This window comes from Methanoculleus formosensis, assembly GCF_025384765.1.
GTDB classification, from domain to species: Archaea; Halobacteriota; Methanomicrobia; order Methanomicrobiales; family Methanoculleaceae; genus Methanoculleus; species Methanoculleus formosensis.
The window spans coordinates 169,411-189,387 of record NZ_VHLL01000004.1; the positions used below are offsets into that span (position 1 = coordinate 169,411).

19 protein-coding genes and 1 tRNA gene are annotated in these 19,977 nt (G+C 60.4%); 10 read left to right on the top strand and 10 right to left on the bottom strand.

The window, feature by feature from the left end; translation table 11 throughout:
- Window positions 1-98 precede the first annotated feature (98 nt).
- Window positions 99-770 carry an MTAP family purine nucleoside phosphorylase gene (locus FKB36_RS08995; RefSeq protein ID WP_261597724.1) on the top strand — a complete coding sequence of 224 codons (672 nt, stop codon included), beginning with the start codon at window positions 99-101 and terminating at the stop codon, window positions 768-770.
- A complete protein-coding gene (locus FKB36_RS09000; RefSeq protein WP_261597725.1) occupies window positions 767-2,074 on the top strand; it encodes an amidohydrolase family protein in 1,308 nt (435 codons plus the stop codon). The genes FKB36_RS08995 and FKB36_RS09000 overlap by 4 nt, the downstream gene beginning before the upstream one ends.
- Window positions 2,075-2,092: 18 nt before the next feature.
- Here FKB36_RS09000 and FKB36_RS09005 read toward each other — a convergent pair whose 3' ends face one another.
- On the bottom strand, window positions 2,093-3,793 hold the full coding sequence (locus FKB36_RS09005; protein WP_261597726.1) for an AMP-binding protein: 1,701 nt from the start codon (window positions 3,791-3,793) through the stop codon (window positions 2,093-2,095).
- Window positions 3,794-3,887: 94 nt separating this feature from the next.
- Here FKB36_RS09005 and FKB36_RS09010 point away from each other — a divergent pair.
- Window positions 3,888-4,040: transfer RNA gene (locus FKB36_RS09010), tRNA-Trp, on the top strand.
- Between the two features lie 202 nt (window positions 4,041-4,242).
- Here FKB36_RS09010 and FKB36_RS09015 read toward each other — a convergent pair.
- Entirely contained in the window at window positions 4,243-4,767 is a 525-nt protein-coding gene (locus tag FKB36_RS09015; protein ID WP_261597727.1) for a DUF421 domain-containing protein, read from the bottom strand.
- A 247-nt stretch (window positions 4,768-5,014) separates the two neighbouring features.
- Between FKB36_RS09015 and FKB36_RS09020 the strand changes: the two genes are divergently transcribed.
- The gene (locus FKB36_RS09020) at window positions 5,015-6,196 is read left to right on the top strand and encodes a bifunctional 5,6,7,8-tetrahydromethanopterin hydro-lyase/3-hexulose-6-phosphate synthase (RefSeq protein ID WP_261597728.1); all 1,182 of its coding nucleotides are present in this window, start codon (window positions 5,015-5,017) and stop codon (window positions 6,194-6,196) included.
- A gap of 527 nt (window positions 6,197-6,723) precedes the next feature.
- Here the strand turns inward: FKB36_RS09020 and FKB36_RS09025 are convergent.
- Complete coding sequence (locus tag FKB36_RS09025; protein WP_261597729.1) at window positions 6,724-7,128, bottom strand: hypothetical protein; 405 nt, start codon at window positions 7,126-7,128, stop codon at window positions 6,724-6,726.
- Between the two features lie 401 nt (window positions 7,129-7,529).
- On the opposite strand from FKB36_RS09025, the gene FKB36_RS09030 reads away from it, so the two are divergent.
- The gene (locus tag FKB36_RS09030) at window positions 7,530-8,048 is read left to right on the top strand and encodes a PH domain-containing protein (protein ID WP_261597730.1); all 519 of its coding nucleotides are present in this window, start codon (window positions 7,530-7,532) and stop codon (window positions 8,046-8,048) included.
- Window positions 8,045-9,526: a PH domain-containing protein gene (locus FKB36_RS09035; protein WP_261597731.1), complete on the top strand. Its 1,482-nt coding sequence runs from the start codon at window positions 8,045-8,047 to the stop codon at window positions 9,524-9,526. The genes FKB36_RS09030 and FKB36_RS09035 overlap by 4 nt, the downstream gene beginning before the upstream one ends.
- Window positions 9,527-9,655: 129 nt before the next feature.
- On the opposite strand, the gene FKB36_RS09040 is transcribed toward FKB36_RS09035, so the two are convergent.
- Window positions 9,656-11,383: a TIGR03768 family metallophosphoesterase gene (locus tag FKB36_RS09040; protein WP_261597732.1), complete on the bottom strand. Its 1,728-nt coding sequence runs from the start codon at window positions 11,381-11,383 to the stop codon at window positions 9,656-9,658.
- Window positions 11,384-11,813: 430 nt separating this feature from the next.
- Here FKB36_RS09040 and FKB36_RS09045 point away from each other — a divergent pair, with 430 nt between their 5' ends.
- The 3 genes from FKB36_RS09045 (at window position 11,814) to FKB36_RS09055 (ending at window position 13,476) form a co-directional block, all read left to right on the top strand.
- A complete protein-coding gene (locus tag FKB36_RS09045) occupies window positions 11,814-12,125 on the top strand; it encodes a nucleotidyltransferase family protein (protein WP_261597733.1) in 312 nt (103 codons plus the stop codon).
- Window positions 12,126-12,319: 194 nt separating this feature from the next.
- Entirely contained in the window at window positions 12,320-12,499 is a 180-nt protein-coding gene (locus tag FKB36_RS09050; RefSeq protein ID WP_261597734.1) for a hypothetical protein, read from the top strand.
- A 20-nt stretch (window positions 12,500-12,519) separates the two neighbouring features.
- A complete protein-coding gene (locus FKB36_RS09055) occupies window positions 12,520-13,476 on the top strand; it encodes an endonuclease NucS domain-containing protein (RefSeq protein ID WP_261597735.1) in 957 nt (318 codons plus the stop codon).
- A gap of 332 nt (window positions 13,477-13,808) precedes the next feature.
- On the opposite strand, the gene FKB36_RS09060 is transcribed toward FKB36_RS09055, so the two are convergent.
- Window positions 13,809-14,891 (bottom strand): GHMP family kinase ATP-binding protein, encoded by a 1,083-nt coding sequence (locus tag FKB36_RS09060; protein WP_261597736.1) that lies wholly within the window; start codon window positions 14,889-14,891, stop codon window positions 13,809-13,811.
- A 15-nt stretch (window positions 14,892-14,906) separates the two neighbouring features.
- Window positions 14,907-15,458, bottom strand: coding sequence for a ferredoxin domain-containing protein (locus tag FKB36_RS09065; protein WP_261597737.1), 552 nt, complete (start codon window positions 15,456-15,458; stop codon window positions 14,907-14,909).
- A gap of 88 nt (window positions 15,459-15,546) precedes the next feature.
- Here FKB36_RS09065 and msrA point away from each other — a divergent pair, with 88 nt between their 5' ends.
- Window positions 15,547-16,041 (top strand): peptide-methionine (S)-S-oxide reductase MsrA, encoded by a 495-nt coding sequence (msrA, locus tag FKB36_RS09070; RefSeq protein ID WP_261597738.1) that lies wholly within the window; start codon window positions 15,547-15,549, stop codon window positions 16,039-16,041.
- Between the two features lie 418 nt (window positions 16,042-16,459).
- Here msrA and FKB36_RS09075 read toward each other — a convergent pair whose 3' ends face one another.
- From FKB36_RS09075 to FKB36_RS09090, 4 genes are all read right to left on the bottom strand, one after another.
- On the bottom strand, window positions 16,460-16,885 hold the full coding sequence (locus FKB36_RS09075; protein ID WP_261597739.1) for a PaaI family thioesterase: 426 nt from the start codon (window positions 16,883-16,885) through the stop codon (window positions 16,460-16,462).
- 4 nt (window positions 16,886-16,889) lie between these two features.
- Window positions 16,890-17,588, bottom strand: a complete 699-nt coding sequence (locus tag FKB36_RS09080) for a glycosyltransferase (RefSeq protein ID WP_261597740.1) — start codon at window positions 17,586-17,588, stop codon at window positions 16,890-16,892.
- 70 nt (window positions 17,589-17,658) lie between these two features.
- A complete protein-coding gene (locus FKB36_RS09085; protein WP_261597741.1) occupies window positions 17,659-18,636 on the bottom strand; it encodes a glycosyltransferase family 4 protein in 978 nt (325 codons plus the stop codon).
- Window positions 18,633-19,946, bottom strand: a complete 1,314-nt coding sequence (locus tag FKB36_RS09090; protein ID WP_261597742.1) for a protoporphyrinogen/coproporphyrinogen oxidase — start codon at window positions 19,944-19,946, stop codon at window positions 18,633-18,635. Before FKB36_RS09090 ends, FKB36_RS09085 begins: the two co-directional genes overlap by 4 nt.
- Between the last annotated feature and the right edge of the window lie 31 nt (window positions 19,947-19,977).

The window sequence follows — 19,977 nt, forward strand, 5'->3', positions numbered from 1 at the left end:
GATCCTGCTCCGCCCGAACGGTGAATCTTTACCGCGGGGGCGTCTACACTCTAAGGAGAATGTCGTACGGAGAAGCGTGTACAGGGGAGGAGGTCTAGGTGCTCGGGATCATCGGGGGCACGAGCCTCCTCTTCGCCGACCTGCCGGCGCTTGAGAAGACGACCGTCGCGACGCCCTACGGGCCGGTGGAAGTGCATACCGGAGAGTTCGCGCTCCTCCTGCGCCACCAGCACAACCTCCCCCCGCACCGGATCAATTACCGGGCGTGCCTCGCCGCGCTCGCCGTCCTCGGGGTGGAGGAGATCGTCGCGTTCGGTTCCTCCGGCTCCCTGAAACCGGAGATAGCCCCGGGCTCGATCGTCATCCCGACTGACTACTTGAGCGTCACCGACATCCCGTCCATCCACGAGTGCACCATCGGCCACGTCCGGCCGGAACTGGACGCCGACCTGGTCCGCACCCTCGCCGGACTGGTGCCGGACGCCCGGGTGGGCGGGGTATACGCCCAGACCCGCGGGCCGCGGATCGAGACGGTCGCCGAGGTCAAAGCGCTTGCCCGCGTCGCCGACATCGTCGGGATGACGGTCGCGAGCGAAGCGACGCTCGCCCTCGAACTCGGGATGCGGTTTGCCGCCGTCTGCACCGTGGACAACTACGCGAACGGCCTCGGAGAAGAGACCCTGACCTACGAGCACATCCTCGCGACCTCCCGGGCGAACTGCCGGAGAACGGAGCTCATCCTCGAAAAGATTGTGGAGCGACTTGCATGAACGAGATAATTACCGCCCGGGGATCGCTCCTGATCGCCGGGGTCACCATCGACGGAGCGACCGTCGATATCGCGGTCGACGAGAAAGGTACAATCGCCGCGATAGGAAAGGACGCGAAGAAGACCATCGACGCCGATATCGTCATCGACGGCTCCGACCGGATAGCCGTCCCCGGCCTCGTGAACACCCATACCCACGCCGCGATGAGCCTCTTGCGCGGGTATGCGGACGACATGATCCTGCAGGACTGGCTCTCGCAGAAGATCTGGCCGCTCGAGGCGCACCTGACCGGCGACGACGTCTACGCCGGCACCAGGTTCGCGTGCCTGGAGATGATCAAGAGCGGCACCGTCGCGTTCAACGACATGTACTTCTTCATGGACCGGGCCGCAGCGGCGGTCGATGATATGGGCATGCGGGCGACGCTCGCCTACGGGTTCATCGACCTCGGGATGGAGGAGAAGCGGGAGGCCGAGATCAAGGCGACGGAGACCCTGGTCGCCCACGTCAGATCGCTCGATAACCCGCGGATCAGAGTGGCCGTCGGCCCCCACTCCGTCTACACCGTCTCCCCCGAAGGCCTCCGCTGGTGCGCCGAATACGCGGCCGAGCAGGAGATCGGCATCCACGTCCACCTCTCCGAGACCGAGAAGGAGGTCGTCGACTGCGTCGCCCGGTTCGGCAAACGCCCCGCATACCTCCTCGACGACTGCGGGTGCCTCACCCCCCGGACCGTCGCCGCGCACTGCTGCTGGCTCGACGAGGCCGAGTGCCGACTCCTCGCCGAGCGCGGCGTCACCGCCTCCCACAACCCGGCAAGCAACATGAAACTCGCCGTCAACCGGGCGATGCCCTACCACTGGCTGAAGGCAGCCGGGGCGAACGTCTCCCTCGGGACGGACGGCTGCTCCTCGAACAACAACCTGGACCTCATGGAGGAGATGAAGTTCGCCGCGCTCCTCCAGAAGTTCGCCTGGAACTCGCCGACCCTGCTGCCCGCGGGCGAGGCGATCGAGATGGCGACCGCGGCGGGCGCCCGGGCGCTCGGCACCGGCCCCGGCACCCTGACCGTCGGCGCACCGGCCGACATCGTCCTCCTCGACGCCCGCGCGGTCTGCAACACCCCGCTCTTCCATGCCGACTCAAACGCCGTCTACGCCTGTAACGGCGGCGCGGTCATGACCGTCCTCTGCCAGGGAAGAGTCCTGATGCACGAGCGGGAGGTCCCGGGAGAAGAGGAGATCGTCCGGGAGGCCGCCGCCGCGGCACGGTCGCTCGTCGACCGGGCACAAGACTCCTCCTGACCAATTTTTCAAAAAAGATTACGCGGTCTCGATCCTCGAGTCGCTCTCGAGCCCGAGTTCATCGATCGCCATCTCGCGCATCTTGAACTTCATGATCTTGCCCGAGACCGTCATCGGGAACTCGTCGACGAACTTGACGTAGCGCGGGATCTTGAAGTGCGCGATCCTCCCGCGGCAGTACTCCTTCACCTCGTCCTCCGTGAGGACCGCGCCGTTGTCGGTCTTGATCCAGGCCATCAGTTCCTCGCCGTACTTCCGGTCCGGGACGCCGATAATGTAGGCGTCGGCGATCTGCGGGTGGGTGTGGAGGAACTCCTCGATCTCGCGCGGGTAGATGTTCTCCCCGCCGCGGATCACCATATCCTTCAGGCGGCCGACGATCTTGACGTAGTCCTCCTCGTCCATCGTCCCGAGGTCACCGGTATGGTTCCAGCCGTTCTCGTCGATCGTCGCCCGGGTGGCGTTCGGGTTGTTGTAGTAGCAGCGCATCACGCAGTAGCCGCGGGCGCAGATCTCCCCGGTCTCGCCCCGGGGGACGATCTTCTTCGTGTGCGGGTCGATGATCTTGATCTCGGTGTGGGGGAAGGGTTTTCCGACCGTCGAGACCCGCCGTTCCAGGGGATCGGCGGTCGTCGTCATCGTGACGCCCGGCGAGGTCTCCGTCTGCCCGTAGACGATCACGATCTCGGACATGTTCATCTTCTTGTTGACCTCGCGCATCACCTCGGTCGGGCAGGGCGACCCGGCCATGATCCCGGTGCGGAGGGTGTCGAGCCGGTACTTCGCGAAGTCCGGGTGGGCGAGTTCCGCGATGAACATCGTCGGGACCCCGTGCAGCGCCGTGCACTTCTCGTCCTGGACGGTCTGGAGGACGGATTCGGCGTTGAAGATGGGCGCGGGGAGAACCATCGCGGTGCCGTGGGTGACGGCGGCCATGTTCGAGAGGACCATCCCGAAACAGTGGTAGAACGGCACCGGGATGCAGAGCCGGTCCTCGTGGGTGAACTTCATCCCCTCGCCGATGATGAACCCGTTGTTCAGGACGTTGTGATGGGTCAGGACGACGCCTTTCGGGAACCCGGTCGTCCCGCTCGTGTACTGGATGTTGACCGCGTCGTCGAAGTCGAGCGACTCCTCCCGCTCCCGGAGCTCGTCGGGGCTGATGAGGGCGGCCTTCGCCATGAGGTCGTCCCAGGTGTACATCCCGTTGTAGGGGATATCCCCGATGAAGACGACGTTTTTGAGGAACGGGAACTTGTCGCTGTTGATCCGGCCGGGTTTCGCCTCGAACGCCTCCGGGCAGGACTCGTAGAACATCCCGACGTAGTCGGAGGTCTTGAACCGCCCCTGGATGAGGAGCGTCTGGACCTCCGACTGCTTCATGGCGTAATCGAACTCGTAGGTCCGGTAGGCCGGGTTGATGTTCACCATGATGGCGCCGATCTTCGCCGTGGCGAACTGGGTGAGCACCCACTCCGCGTAGTTCAGCGCCCATATCGCGACCCGGTCACCGCGCTCCACGTCGAGCGCCATCAGGGCACGCGCCAGGGTGTCGACGCGCTCAAGAAACTCCGCATATGTCCAGCGGATGTTCTGGTGGACGGAGACGAGCGCATCGCTATTCGGATGCGCCGCTGCGATTCGGTTCAGCATCTCACCGACGGTGATGCCGAGCAGGGGTATCTGCGAGTTCCCACACGCGTAACTGCCCTCAACCATTCTATATAAATGGGTTCTGCGACGGTTATATGATTAATGGTTCACTCCGAGCGTAATCCTTATACTGCTTGCCGTCAATGATGTAGAGGACAGAGGGGTCGTGGCCAAGCCCGGAATGGCGACGGGCTCCAGCGGTCTTTGCACGTGATGAACAATGGGTCTCCTGACTAACGGATGATGACCCGTTGGAGCACTGATGCATGTCGGAGAGACCCGTCGATCGTGAGTTCAAATCTCACCGACCCCACATTCTTATGATCTTCATCGGATACCGCAGGGTATCTCTGGAACTTCTCCTTCGCGGCTTCACGCCTGGCGGTGCTCGAACTCCGGCCCTTCGGCCTGTCGTTCTTCGCGGCTTCGCGTCCTTCGCGTGAGACGGTATTACTATCAGCAATCGATATCGCACGCGAAGCCGCGAAGAACGCGAAGATGTCCTGCAGAGCAGGTCACTCAGTCTTCTTCTCCTCCTCTGCGGCCGCCACCTGGCGCCGGTCGGTCTCCCGGCAGGTGAGCGCCGATATGTCGCCGTCGCTCTCGATGTAGGCGACCCGCACCTCCTCGACCCCGGCAATACCCCGTGCCCGGAGCCGCTCGATGAGGTCGTCGTGGGTCATCATCTCCCGACGGAGACTCTTCTCGATGATCTTACCGTCCTCGATCACCTTCAGGGAGTCCGGCGTGAAGATTTTGCGGATCCACGGGCTCTTATACTGTCCGATGGAGATGAGCACCGAGAGGATGAGGAGGGTCGAGGCGCTGACGAGCCCTCCAAGGAGGGATTTCTCCCCCGCGGTGAGCGCCTCAGCGACGCTCTCGGATATGAGCAGCAAGAGGATGAGGTCAAACGGCGAGAGCTGCCCGAACTCACGTCTGCCGATGAGCCGCATCACGAGGAGCAGGAAGAAGTAGAGCACGACCGCCCGGAGGACGAGTTCCGCGAGCGGCGTCTGGAGGACGAAGAGGTCCGACATAGGGCGCGACTGCACCGCGACCGGGCAATATACCTTTTCCCCGCCCGGGAAGAGCGCTCGCGCCCCATCCCGGGCGGGGCGGGGACCCGCTGCCGGGTGAACCCCGCCGCCGCGACCCTCAGCACGCGAACCGATCGCCTTCTCCGGCCTTCCAGATCGGGCGTTTCGCGTAAAATGGAATCGGTCCCACCGGGAGGTCTTTAATACCTGCCTCACCAATATTTGAGCACTATCTGAGGGCATCAATATGTATCTCATCGGCGAAGCATTGGTTGGAGACGGCGCAGAACTTGCGCACATCGATCTGGTAATGGGGAACAAAGAGGGCGCGGTAGGACAGGCGTTCGCGAACTCGATCTCGCAGCTCTCGAAGGGGCACACACCGCTCCTCGCGGTCATCAGGCCAAACCTGCCGACGAAGCCCTCGACGCTGATCATCCCGAAGGTCACCATGAGGAAGGGGTACCAGGTGAACCAGATGTTCGGGCCCGTCCAGGCGGCGGTGGCGAAGGCCGTCGCGGACTCGGTCGAGGAAGGCGTCTTTGAAGGGATCGACATCGAGGACACCGTCATCATGGCGAGCGTCTACCTCGACACCGCCGCAGAGGACTACAACAAGATCTACCGGTTCAACTACGGCGCGGTGAAACTCGCGCTCCGCCGGGCTCTCGACCGGTTCCCCGACGTCGAGACGCTCCTGCACGAGAAGGACCGGGCGGCCCACGCGGTCATGGGATTCAAGGTACAGCGCCTCTGGGACCCGCCCTACCTCCAGGTCGCGATGGACCTCGTCGACAGGAACCACATGCGGAAGGTCCTCGAGTCGCTGCCCCAGAACGACCACCTGATCATCGAGGCGGGCACGCCCCTGATCAAGAAGTTCGGGCTCTCGATCATCTCCGAGATCCGCGAGATCCGGCCGAACGCGTTCATCGTTGCGGACCTCAAAACCCTCGACACCGGCAACCTCGAGGCCCGGATGACCGCCGACGCCGGCGCCGACGCCGTCGTGATCTCCGGCCTCGCGCCCCTCTCGACGATCGAGAAGGCGATCGAGGATACCCGCAAGACCGGGATCTACACGGTCGTCGACATGCTCAACGTCGAGGACCCCGTCGCCGTCGTCAAGGATCTGAAGGTCAAGCCGGACGTCGTGGAACTCCACCGGGGCATCGACGTCGAGGATACTGCGTATGCCTGGGGCGACATCCCGGCGATCAAGAAGGCCGGCGGCGAGCGGCTGCTGGTCGCGACGGCGGGCGGCATCCGCCAGCCCGTCGTGAAGGACGCGCTCAAGGCGGGCGCGGACATCCTGGTCGTCGGCCGGGCGATCACCGCGAGCAAGAACATCCAGCACGCGGCCGAAGAGTTCCTCCAGGAACTGAGCACCGAAGAGATCGACCAGTTCCGGATCATGACCGACTTCTAATCGGTCATTACAACCCTATATTCTCAACCCTATTTTCGTGCATGAACCATGTTGCCCTCAAGAATCATATCTCCGATACCATCGCAGAGAGGGCAACCAATCCCGGCAGAAAGGAGATCTCCTCCTCACATACATCGCCGAGACGCAGTCTCAGGACGGGGGCTCCCCGGACCGGATGAAGAACAGGTATCACCTGATCTACCGGGGCGTCCAGACCTTGCACGAGCAGACCCAAAGAACGCTCGATGCGTGGCACCATCACCGATCTGCTACAGGCCACCGGCGCCCTCCGGTCGTCTGACTACTTCCCGAACTATAGCAGCCTATCCGCCAGCTGCGGGATATCACGGTCTGACGACGTTCAACCTCCGGGGGTGGACAGACGCGGGGTTGATACAGGCCGCACGAACCAGGAGAGGGGCAGGACGGCTCTCGACCGTCTTTCTGGACCCAGCACATTGGCAGGCGGCAGAAAAAAATGATTCGTGCTTAAAATAACATCTTTTTCTTACTCATCCGTCTCTAGATCATATGGAGGACCCGATTTTTACATCAGACAGTTCGACGTAAGCGATATACACAGGGTACTCCGTGTCGATGAACTCTCTTTCATCCCAATCGGTATCTTCGTCCAGCAGATATCCCCATGAACCGTCGTCGTGCTTAAAAATAACAGCCGTCTCATACATGTCTATTTCCGGATCATATGAGAGAACCAGCCAGCAAGGGCCGTCGTCTGTTGGAGCATCATCGATGATATCCCCTGCTCGGTATTTCGGCGCATTTGCCGATGATAGTCCTGAAACTGCAGTGGGCTGTTGCACCGTCGGCTGGGGGGTTTCAGAGGTACTAACGGTATCGCTATTGAGAGTGCACCCACAGACCAACAGAAAGCCAACTAACAGCGCTAGTAATACGACAACTGGTTTCATACCATGAAAATCGTGTGCATGTTTATATAAACATAACTTAATTGCACGGCGCACGCCCTCTTTGCTCTGGTAAAATATCACTTTTTAAGAGCGTACGACCTACAGAGATCGATCTGCAGCGGCGCAGAACCTTCGACACCATCGGGCGGCACGCGCGGGGCTCTGGCCCTCTCCGTGAGCGTGGGTGTGCTGGTGGTCGCGTTCCAGGTGTGGGTGCTACTGCGGTTCACCCGGCACGCAAGTGGGCCGCCGTCGGCGAGGTTCTCATGACCGAAGATCTACAGTCATGAACGGCTTCTCAGTCGGTCGAGACCTTTTTCCGGCAAAAATTGCCCGGCGGCGCGGAGACCGAAGCCGTCCCGAAGAATAAGTTAACGTAACCAGAACGGCAACGAATAACCATGTTCTCTCCCGGAGCGGGCACGGACGGGTATCGGCGGCTGAACCGGAAGTGCATGCTCTCGATGTACATCGACTACGCCGTGTGGTATCTTCTCCTGCTCGCGGCCTATTTCGCCGTGAGGACCTACGCAGAGGGATTCCTGGGCCCCTACTACGATGCCGTCGGGTACGGTCTCGTGCTGGTCCTCGCGATCACCCTGGTCTACATAGCGGTGGCCCCGCCGGTCTTCTACGCCCGCTACCGCTACCGGATCACCGAAGACCGGGTGGACGTGCTCTGCGGGATCCTCTTCATCCGCCATACCCTGGTGCCGATCGAGCGGGTGCACCAGGTGGAGATCGCGCGTGGCCCGATCAACAACCTCCTCGGCCTCGCCGACGTCACCATAACCACGGCAGGAGGCGAGGCGAGCATCCGGTACCTGGAGGTCGACGAGGCGGAGACGGTGGCCGACCGGCTCAACGACCTGGTCGGGAGGATGCTCCGGGAGAGGGTGCCGGGGCCTGCAGGCGCATGACCGACGATACAGGCGCGCCCGCCCGTCATGGCGAGCCGATCCGGTGCCACCCGAGCATCGTGGTGGAGCGGTCGCTCTCGGGAATCGTGGTGCTGGGCATCCTCGTCATGCAACTTGGCAGGGGCGCTCTACCGGCCCTGCTCGCGGCCCTCTTCGTCGGGCTGGTGCTCTTCAACTACCGGCAGTGGAGCCGGACGACCGTCCGGTTCAACGCAACAGACGTGGTGGTGGAGAGGAACACTCTCTTCAAGACGAAGAAGACGCTCCCCTACGCGAAGATGGCGTCGGTCAACATCAACCGCGGCGTCCTGAACAGGGTCTTTCGGACGGCGAGGCTGCAGATCAACATCAACTCGGGGAGCGGCGCCACGGTGCCGGAGGCCGTCCTGACATTTCGCGAGGATCTGGCGGAGGAGATACGGGCGGGGATGGCAGAGCGGCTCTACGGCAGCGAGAACGTTTTGGAAGACGAGCCGGCCGAACCCACGGTCGTCTTCTCCCCGGCGGACGTGATCGTCCACGGCCTCTTCAGCGTCTCGACCTACCAGACGGTATCGGGGTTTGCGTTCCTGGTCTACTCCGTCTTCCAGTTATATACCTCCGCAGGGGTGGGCGGGGGAGCACTGGTCTCCCTGCTGATGTTCGTCGTCGTCCAGGTGGCGCCGTCGGTCTCGCTGATATCCCATTACTACAACTACCGGGTCTACCGCCGGGGCGACACGATATACCTGGAGCACGGCCTTATCCGGACGTATAAGACGTCGTTTGCCGTATCGAGGATCAACGCCGTCCGGGTAAAGCGGACGCTCGCCGCCCGGCTCCTTGGCCGGTCTTGCATCGAGGCGGAGGTGGTGGGGCTCGCGTCCGGGAGCGCCGAGAGCCTCCGCCCCGTCCTCTGCCTCTTGAAAGACGATGCGACGCAGCAGAGGCTCCTCGCAGAAATTGTGCCGGAGTTCGTGTATGAGGGAGTTCGGGAGAAGCAGCCGGAGGGGGCGAAGGGCGTGCTCCGGGTCCGGGCCGCTGTAGCGTCCTTCGCGCTCGCTCTCGCGATGATCTACCCGTCGATCGCCGTCTACCGCACGACGGCACCCCTCCCGGGGATCGCCGGAACGGTCCTCCCGTTCGCGCTGCCGCTCGCGACGGCAGCCGCCATCCTCGTGATATGGTATGCGACATCCGTCTCCTACCGGATCACGGAGTTCGGCACGGACAGCGACCTCTTCACGTTCGTGAACGGCGCCGTCGACCGCGAGACCGTCGTGATGAACTACGACAGGGTGCAGATGGTCAGGATTACCGAGGGCCCGGTCGCCCGGTTCTTCGGCGTCGCACGGGGGAAGGTGTACCTTCTCTCGGCGATCGGGGGGGCGAGCGTTGGATCAGGATATTTCGAGGAGGGCCGGCTCGCCGCCATCGGCGAGACCGTCATGGCGCGGATCGCGAGCGGGGAGTACGATTACCGGAAGAACAGTATCTGAGCGGGGGAAGGCCCCGGCTGTGAGAGATCTCGAATCCGGGAAGAGGAATCAGCTCGATCGGTATGAGAAAAAGGGTGGCAGGTCAGGGCTCACCGGTAGACCGGGCCCGGTAAAAGTGCGATCGCCTGCCTAGAGATCTCTTCTGGTCTTCTGAAGTATCTCCTGCATCTCCGGGGTCAACTGGAGAACAAGTTCTGCGTTATATGCACCGCTCGGTTTCATCTCTACGGGAGATTGGAATATCTGTTGGGCTGCGATAGCATACGACCGCGATTGGGCAGCGGGCGATCCGTCTCTGACCGCCGGATCAACATTGGTCGTAAAGATTGAGACGGTATTGTCGCCGTTATAGACGACCTCGAAGATCCGGAACTGCTGGGGGAACTCCCGCAGTGATGCGGTTTCAACCTGCCAGAAACCGAGTTCAGGGCGGTCGACATCCGGAGATTTGATAGGGATCACGGTATTTTGGTGACGATGCCCCGAGATCCATGCCATGAGATTTGGATAGGTCTGAAGTTTGGCTATCAGATCAACATCAGATACCGCGGCGTACTGACTCCATTTCATTAACGAACTCAGACCGGCTTCATCCTCCTGGATGACTATCGGGATGTGTGCTGCGATGATCATGAGCTGTCCTTCAGCCTGACCACTCTCGAGTTCCTGTACCAGCCAGTCGTAGCGTTCCTGATCGATAGAACCAAACCCGGAGCTGCCTTCACCGGGATCATCGTCCCTCTGGGTATCATCAAGCACAATGACCTTTATCGGAACATCCGATCTCGGTTCGAATGAGTAACAGGCAAATCCCGTTGTTCTATCGGACTGGTTGAATCCATGTCCTTTAGGGCTTGAAGAGGAGTCTAAAAACTCACCGATCCACTCTGTTCTTGAGAGGAAACTGCGATTTTGATCGGCCGGGACTGTTGGGGAACCATCAGGGAAGTCGGTGACAGAGCCTGCACCGATAATGTCACCATGGGGTGTCCGACCATCGATTGCTCCCATATAGAAGCCACGGCTCTTCAACTGGCGCGGGTCGGAGAAGATATTACCTAATTCGAGTACGGCGGTACCGGTCAAGGCACTGTTGACGTGATCATCCGGAGGGAAGAGACCCATCCAGAAGTGATCGTGATTGCCGAGAACCTGATACCATCTGATCGATTCATCAAGCCCTGCCGCTTTGTACTGGTCCTGGTAATCGTTGAGAGGGCCGGGGATTGGATCGTCCCTGTCACCCGAATCGGGGTTGACCATCCTGCCGTCGAGCACATCGATATACCATTGCAGTTCGTTGTACTGGCCGCTGTTGATTGCGTCACCAAGGAATATGCCGAAGTCGAATGGATCCTCTTTGTGAAGGGCGTTCACCGTCTGGACCGCTGCGTCGAGGACATGGGTGGTATACAGCATGGCCGGAGAGTATCCAGAAATTACACCCCATTTATAGCCATAATAGACCACCTGAGCAGGAGACTCTTTGTCGGTGATATGGATATCGCTCATGGCAAAGAAGGTCAAAAGTTGCTCTGCATTGGTATCAGATCCAGGGGTGTATCCATCCGGCATGAGGTCCAGTCTCTTCTCATAGTCCAGCCCCTCGCCAAACTCCCAGACCCCATACCCATACTCTGAAAAGTTCGCGACCTGATCCGGATGCAGGGCAGGCGACGTCGAAGGGACGCCGACGGGAAGAACAGTTCTGTCAACTGTTGTCAGGACCAGAGAATCTATTGGATAATCCGGTTCTCCTTCTTCAGGGGGCTGGGTGCCCGGAGCAGTACATCCTGCTGCAGTGATGAAGACCGCGAGCAGGAGAGCCAGTATGGCGCCTACTTTAGAATTGTACATATTTTTTTTAGGATCAAATTGGAGATAAGGCTTTTTGCGGGAGAGTGCCAGATCGTCAGATATATATACCGGAAATGACGGGATACGACAGTACGGATAACAATACTCCTTTTCGTCCTGCAGCTGCGCCCATTCATAACGAGGCTCACAAAAGTCCGACACCCCATGACGCGAATTGGGAACCTATCGTGGGCGGATCCCCGTTCTGGGCGGCAGCCGGGGCGATTATGTTCATTATCGGGGTTGGTGTCGTTTTCTTCAGTGCGAGGCGCGGCGGGAAATAAACGAGTAATTGGCCCCCCGGCGAACTCCCGCCACGATTACGGCGCCCGCTATCGGGTCCTGTGTCGAAGCCGGGGGACCAGGCTGGAACGGTTCACCCGAAAGGGCTAATGTCTCAGGAGTGGTAATACCGTCATAGAGGACTCCGGTGCACCCCATCATCCGCGAGAAGATCCCCGATCTCGCCGGCATCGCGGCGCGTCACCGCATGAGGCGACTGGGTATCTTCGGCTCGGCGGCGAGCGACCGGTTCGACCCGACGGCAAGCGACATCGACTTCGTCGTCGAGTTCGAGCCGATGACCCCGGTGGAGCATGCACGGGCGTACTTCGGTCTCGCCGAAGACCTGGCCCGGGCCTTCGGGTGCGAGATCGATCTGGTTGAACTGTCCGCGGTGCGAAACCCGATCTTCCGCCAGGCGGTGGAAGAGACCTCGAGGGAGATCTATGCCGTCGCGTGAGGGGGGAGGGCATTTCCCAGACCGACGTAGAAGGATGGACCTGATGCAAAAACGTCAGGGATAGTTACGAGGAGAAATCGGCACATTCCTTGGACCGTAGTCTAAGGGCAAGATTAAACATTCCCTGCACTAAAGAGAAGATTATATTCCTTCATTGCAGATATGGATAAAAGCATATCTGCAGGATAGTTCCCATGGCAATCAACTTCGAAGAAAACGAAGAGATTATTTTTCAACTTATCTCAGAGCTTGAAACTATTGGTGGTTTTGATATACCAACTACCATGGATGAAAGAAGAGAGATTGCCCGTTTTATCCTCAAAGTTATCGATGAAGATCTGGAAGCAACGCTGGTCGAAGAGACAGATATCTGAATACGAAATCCATGACACACATGAATAAAAATAAGTTGTCTGAAGCCACCTTTGAAAGGTTGACGGCCCTAAAATCCTATAAACTAATATCTGTTAAGAAGCGCAGACTAAGAGCGACTGGAAGGGGTTTTAACTTTCTCAAAAGTGAAAATAAACAGTACTATCTTGGTAAGATACTCTTAACAGATAAATATCGACGTACAAAACATCCTGATGTCTTCCTCGCCTGTTACAGAGAGTTTGTTACGACATCAGAAGAGAAGAGAGCAAGCATAAGAAAGTCTATTTTTAGCGGAAGGGGAGATGAGGATGAAGATCTTTCCGAGGAGGATTTCACATCCTATAGGGAGTTCATAGAAAACGTTGCCAAAAGATGTGGAAGAGCAGATGATATCGTAGGGAAGGTTTGTGATCTGGCCTTGAGAAACACAATTGTCGGCACTATCGCCCCAATCGATTTGCCGGTCGAAGAGTTATCCCAAATCGTTGCAGAATTCGATGCTCTTGAGAAATTTTTCTTAACAAATGATCCCGGAAAAACGGATTTAGAGGCCAACTCTGAAGGAATCACAACGTTAGTCATAGACAATATGTTAGAATTGCATTTAGAGGATGTAGTTCGGCGAAATTTTCATCAACTGTTCCCGGATTTAGAGATTGTTGATAAGAACCAGCATTATCGTACAAGAGATGGCACCTATATCGATATCTTCTGTAAGCATAAGCAGGATGACAAATATACCGTCATTGAATTAAAAAGGGACAAACCGCCCTCCAATGCATTAGTCCAACTCTTGGACTACATGAATCAGATAATGGAGGAGTTTGATACTAAGAAAGTAGCAGGGATTCTCATATGCAAGGAAATAGATCGGCGAACCAAGTCTGCATTAGGTGCAATCCAAGGCAGTCTGCCCGAAGACAGCAACATCTCTGTAATTGAGTTCAACTTAAAAATGGAGTATAGTTGTATGTGATTTTGGAGGAGAGCACCATATTATCGACTGCTGTGACTCAATTTATCCATAAATATGGGTAAGCACCGCAGGTGTGACGGAGACAGGGGAGGGGGCATGCCCCCTCCCCGTCAGCCCCTCCCCCATGGCGATATCCCCACGGTCCACTGTATTGGGACACGTAAATAGCATCGGACGATAGTGTGCCCCTATTTCATCATCAAAAGAACAAGTCACGGTAGCCTGCACGGGCAGACCATACGCTCTGCATGCATGTTCTGCTGCGACCGGGATCCCCAATCCACCCCGGAATCTGCAAAATGAAATTTTTAAGCCGGGTAACCCCCCGCCCCTCACGCCCTCTCTTCCAGGTGAACCTTCAGCCCCTCGTTATCGACCGTCGTAGCGATCGCGACCCGGAGCCCCGCCTTCTCAAGGATCACCGCCACCTCCTCCTCGGGCCGGTCCGTGATGACCGCGATCGACGGGCCGACCGAACTCATCCCGACGAACTCGATGCCGGCGTCGCGGAGCGCCGCCATGTAGCGGTAGATCTCGAACCCGTGGTGCTCCACCTCGGCGCGCTTCGAGCCCCGGAACTCGATCTCCCATATGACGTCGCCGGCCTTCCTGAGATCGCCGCGTTCCAGCGCCGGGATGAGGTCCATCAGGACGAGGTAGGACTTCAGTTCGCGGTCGCGGTAGTCGAGCGTCCGGGCCTTGTTCATCAGGAGGTCGAACTCCTTCTCCCCCGCCGACGATATATCAGAGGACGGGATGGCGATATACACCTGTTTTCCCTCGGCGAACGCGTGCCGGTAGACGAGCGCCAGGTCGTCGCCCATCACGACCATGCCGCCGTGGATGCTCGCGGCAGGCCCGACACCGGTCTCGAACCCGAACGCGACGCTCCCGGTCGCCGTCTCCTCGACGAAGTTGCACCCGAGGAGGAGGCGGAGCTGGTCGCTCGTCAGCGGTGAGCCCACCGCGGTGTTGAGGGCGGTTGCGACCGCGGTCAGGATGGTGCTCGTCGACCCGAGCCCGACGTGCTCGTGCTGGTGGTCGCGGGCGCGGATCTTAAACCCGCCCTCATACCCGACGACCTGCCGGAATGCCTCCACAAAGTGCCGGAGGATGGGTTCGCGGGTGTAGTCGATCTCGAGCCCTGATGGTGTGCACTCGACCTCGGCGGTGCAGTAGACACCGATGGCAAACCCGATCCCGCCTCCCCCGGGCCGGTCGGGGGAGAACCGGTTCATGTCGAGCACGGTGAGATGGATCCGTGCAGGAGCGCAGACGACGACGGTGCCGGATACCGGGCTGAGCCGGTAGTCCTTCTTGAGGCCACACGGCCGGATCTTCTCGCCGGGGGAGAAGGAGGTGAACTCGTACTCGACGAGGTCGAGGTCACCGCCCCGGATCTTCATTATAGCCATTTTGTCACTTCGCTTTCAGCGTGTACGGTCAAAGAAGATATCCTTTCCCGATGCCCGGAGCGGGATGCCGTAAGCGACGCCGCAACCCTCCAGCCACCCGAGCGAGAGCGCCCCGACCCCGGCCGAGTACATCACCCGGTTGTCGACGTTGTGGATGCTCGCGGTCTTCACCGCGGAGCCGACGGCGATACCGAGATCCGCCATCCTGACGGCGCAGTTCGGGCCCCGGAACGGGACAGATACCGGGAGGCCTTTCTTCTGGGCTTCGAGCAGGTCTGCACAGGTGGGATACCCGCACGCCCCGCAGTCGAGGCCCACGGCGTCGGTGAAGAGCGAGCCGACGAGGAAGCAGGCATCGCTTGCCGCCACGTTTCCCGCGTCCCTGAGGAAGAACCCTACATCGTGCTTCTCGCCGTACTCCCGCATCGCCCCGGCGAGCCTTTCTTTCTCTATGCCGGTGACGATCAGCGTCTTGATGACGTCGGTGCCCTTCGCCTTCGGAGCGGTGCGGGCAGAGAGCGCCATCAGCCGGGCGACCATCTCTACGGCGTCTGATTCAACGAACATGAGAATACGTATCCTCTACCCCAGATAAGGGTATGCCCGGAGAGGGGCGATACCTTTTTCCACAGACCCGCAAAGAAACGCAACTATCATGGCACCGGAGAAGAACCTCGAACTTGCCACATTCGGCGCTGGATGTTTCTGGGGCGTCGAGGAGGCGTTCCGGCGCGTGCCGGGGGTCAAGGATACCGCGGTAGGGTTCATGGGCGGCACCACCTCAAACCCGACCTATGAGGGCGTCTGCACGGGAAGGACCGGGCACGCCGAGGTCGTGCAGGTGACCTACGACCCCGATGAAGTCCCGTACCGGACGCTCCTCGACGCCTTCTGGGACGCCCACGACCCGACCACCCCGAATCGGCAGGGACCCGACATCGGGGCGCAGTACCGGTCGGCGATATTCTTCCACACCCCGGAGCAGGAGGCGGAGGCCCGGGCCTCAAAGGAGGAGGCAGGCCGCTCGGGAAGGTTCCGCCGCCCCATCGTCACCGCGATCGAGCCCGCGGGGACGTTCTGGCGGGCCGAGGAGTATCACCAGCAGTACTTCGCGAAGCGCGGGGGCGGGCAGTGCCGGACGATGTGGTAGGGGATTTCTTCTGACTGCCAGGAGGCCCGGGTTTTAACTCGCAGCGCTACTATGTGGCATTTAACTTCGTAAAGTCCGTACACGGCTTTCCAGTGGCTATCGCCATGACTGCCCCCGCCCCCAGGGGCGGGGGAGGAGGCCGAAGGCCGGGCGGGGTGGGGGTTACAGGTTAGCCTTACGAGGTAGAGACAGGGGAGGGGGGATGCCCCCCCTCCCCGTCGGCCCCACCCCCAATGGCGATATCCCCACGAAATCCGTGGTTCGTTGCGCGACAGGATCGGAGCACGAAAAGCGTTGAGGCTTCGAGGTGCGCAGCCCCATGTCCACGGTATCGGGCTTACGCTCATGCCACTGTTTAGAAAAATAGGCTCATGGCCGGATGCAGGGCAGGCACCGCTAAATCGGCACCAACCCCCCTTCACTCTTTCTGCGCCGGAACCCCGATCTTGAACCCCACGCCCTCGAACGAGGCGACCCGGCGGTCGCCCGAGTAGACGTCGACGGCATAGACCGAGGTCCTCTCCGTCTCAGAGACCTTGCGGGCGACCGCTTCGAGCGTCGCTCCTGCAGGCACGGAGAGGTACTGGATATACGCCGAGAGCCCTATCTGGTCCTCCCCGCTCAGGTTCCCGGCGATACCAAACGCGTGGTCCGCGAGGGCGAAGATCGCGCCCCCGTGGGTCGTGCCGTGACCGTTCTTCATCCCCGCGGTCGGCATGGAGACCCGGACGCGATCGCCCTCGATCGCCGTCACCCTCATCCCGAGGCGGCGTGCAAATGGGCAGGCGTCGGACCGGCGCACCACATCGCCATAAGCCTCCGGGATGGATCCGGTCTCACCCATAGCGCTACTTGTACTCCCGCTGCGTGTAGGTGGCATTGCCGGTCTCGCCGCCGCGAAGAACGATATAGAACCATTCCCAGAGCGACTTGAGCGTCCCGAACTGCTGGTAGCGCCGCATCGAGAACCCGACCTTCAGGCGGGGATCGAGGTAGACCTTCCCGAGCTTGCGCATCCTCTGCGCGATCTCGAGATCGTCCCCGGCATCGATGCAGCGGTACATCCCCGCCCGCATGAACGCCTCCCGGTCGAAGGCCGTGTTGCACCCGAGCGTGAAGTATATCGTCCGGGTGTGGTAGCCCAGGCGCGAGAAGATATTTGCGCCGAGAAGCGAGAGCCGGTTCCTGAAAGAGTCCTCGATCGGATAGACCGTGCCGTAGAGCTGCACGATATCCCGCTCCGCGAAGTTCCTCTCGATCCGCTCCACCCAGTCCCGGGGGAGGATGCAGTCGGCATCTGTCGTCGCGACGATATCGCCCCTGGCCGCCATCGCCCCGTCGTTTCGGGCTCCTCCAACCCGCTTGCTCGTCTGGATGAAGACCTTATCCGCAAGGGGCCCGGCCAGTTCCCGGGTCTTATCCTTCGAGTCTCCGTCGACGACGATGATCTCGTAGGACTCCCGCGGCACCGTCTGGTCGGCGAGCGACCTAAGACAGCGTTCGATGTTCTGCTCTTCGTTGTAAGTCGGCACGACTACGGAGATCATTCCTCGATCAACTCCCGGTATAATTGTTGATACCGCGCTCCTATAAGCGTGATGCCGCATCTCCCGGCCGTTATCCGGCCAGCTCCCGGTAGAGATCGATGTGGCGGGTCGCGATCGTCCTGATATCGAACCCCTCCGTGAACGGCCGGGAGAGCGCCGCGTGCCGCCCGAGCAGACCCCGATCCTCGATCAGCGTCCCGGCCTCCTCCGTGTCGTCGAAGTACACGGCGGTGTCGCTGAAGTTCCCGGTGAACTCAGGGATCCTCCGGGCGACGACCGGCAGGCCGGTCGCGAACGCCTCCAATGCGACCATCGGGAGCCCCTCCGCGTAGGAGGGGATGAAGAAGAGATCGGCGCTGCAGTAGGCGGCGGTGATGTCATCGACAAAACCCGTGAAGAGGACATTCTTCCCGGCATGGCTTTTCCGCTCCTCGATCATGCTGTAGTCCTGGGAGAGCCTCCCGTAGGGGAACCCGCCGACCCAGACGAACCGGACGTCCGGGTGCCTGTTTGCGAGGGCGAGGAAGTCGTAGATGCCCTTCCTCGGCGTCTGCTGGGCGACGGTGAGCACCATCCACTCTTCCTCCCCGATGTCGTACCGCTTTCTGAATGCCGCCCGCTTCTCCGGGTTCGGCTGGAACTTCTCTCGGTCCACGCCGTTCGGGATGAGGGTGGTCTCGACGCCCGGGGCGATCTCGTGGACCTCCGCATCACAGAGGGGCGAGATGGTGATGATGTGGTCGAAACCCCCGTAGATGTTCGGGTAGAAGTGGTTTACGGTCTCGGAGAAGGCGACGTTCCCCGTGTTGAGGCGGGGGGTCGAGTGAGCCGTGAGCACCTTGACGCCGTGGCTGTACTTCCTGTTCGTCAGGGCGAGAGGGCCGAAGGTGTGGTAGTGGACGAGATCGAAGTCGCGGCCGCGGGCGTTCCAGGCCATCTTCGGGCAGGACTCCTCCCTCGCGAGCGCGTTGTAGAGCATCTTCGCCAGGGTGGCGCACCCGATGTACTTGAAGAAGAGCATGTCCTCGACAAAGAAGTTGAGTTTCATGGATATCCCCTCACGAAGTCGATCGCGCTCCTGATGCAGCCGTCCATATTAAGGTACTCGAACTGCGAGAACCGCCCGACGAGGTCGATCCCGCGTTCCCGGCAGAACTCCCGGACGATTCCGATGTTCTTTTTGTATTCAGTGTCGTAGACGACGTACGCGAACTTCTCCCGCGAAACGCCGGTGTAGACGACGCTCTCCCGCGACGGGATGAAACCCGCGGCGGCGAGCGACGCGACGGTATGCTCGATGAGTTCGGCGTCCGTCATCCGGGAGACCGCGTCCCCCTCGTTGTAGGTGATCTCGGCGAGGATCGAGGAGTGATCCCTTGGGGCGACCTCTGTGCTGTAATTCGAGGGGAACGATATCCGGTTGAAGAGTCCGGTCTTCTCGTCGGGGACGTAGAGCCACGAGATATCGGGAACATCGCAGGAGAGGCCGATGAAGACCGAGCAGAGCGAGTTGTAGCGGAGGGCGTCGCAGGCCGCCTGCACCTCAGCCGGGACGTCCGTAAGGCAGGGGAGCAGGTTCTGGAGCGGGATGGTCGAGATCAGGCGGTCCGCGTGGACGGTCTCTTCGCCGTCGCTGACGGCAAACCCGCCGTTCTCCTCGCGGACGGAGGCGACGGCAAAGCCGGTCCGAACAGAGGAGGTGACCGGTTCCGCGATCGCCCCGACAAGCGCCTCGATCCCGCCCGTAACCGGGTAGGAGAAGACCGCCTGGTGGGTGTAGCCCTCGGTCTCGATGCCGATAGCCGACTTGATGATATCCTCGACCGGCGGGCGGGGGATACGCCCCTCTACCCAGTGGTGCGACATCTTCTCCGCCGGGTAGTTCCAGATCTTCTCGTTGTAGGGGAGCATGTAGCACTCGGCGATGCCCCGGCCGAAGGTATAGGCGATCCACTCGGCGAAGTTCGTCGGTTGCGGAACCTCGCCCTTCTCGACGGCGATGAGGTTCTTGACGAACTCGTTGATGCAGAAGAAACGGTCCTCGTCAGGGAGTTGATACAGGCCGTTCTCGAAGGGGTACTTGACATGGCGGCCTTTGTAGAGGATCTTTGTGTTCCGCGTCCTCCGGTCGGCGTTCTCGCCGAGAACCGAGAGCATGAAGGAGAGGACTTCCGTATCGCGGGAGAAGATGATGTGCGAGCCCCCGGCATCGAACGTGAACCCTGCTTCCGTCCTTGAGCGGCAGAGCCCCCCGATCCTCTCACCCTGTTCGAGAACGGTCACGTCGTCGCCGCGTTCGTGGAGCAGGCGAGCGAGCGTTATCCCGGTGAGACCGCCACCCAGTACCGCCGTTTTCACGCTTATAGTGTTTATGCCGAAACCATATATG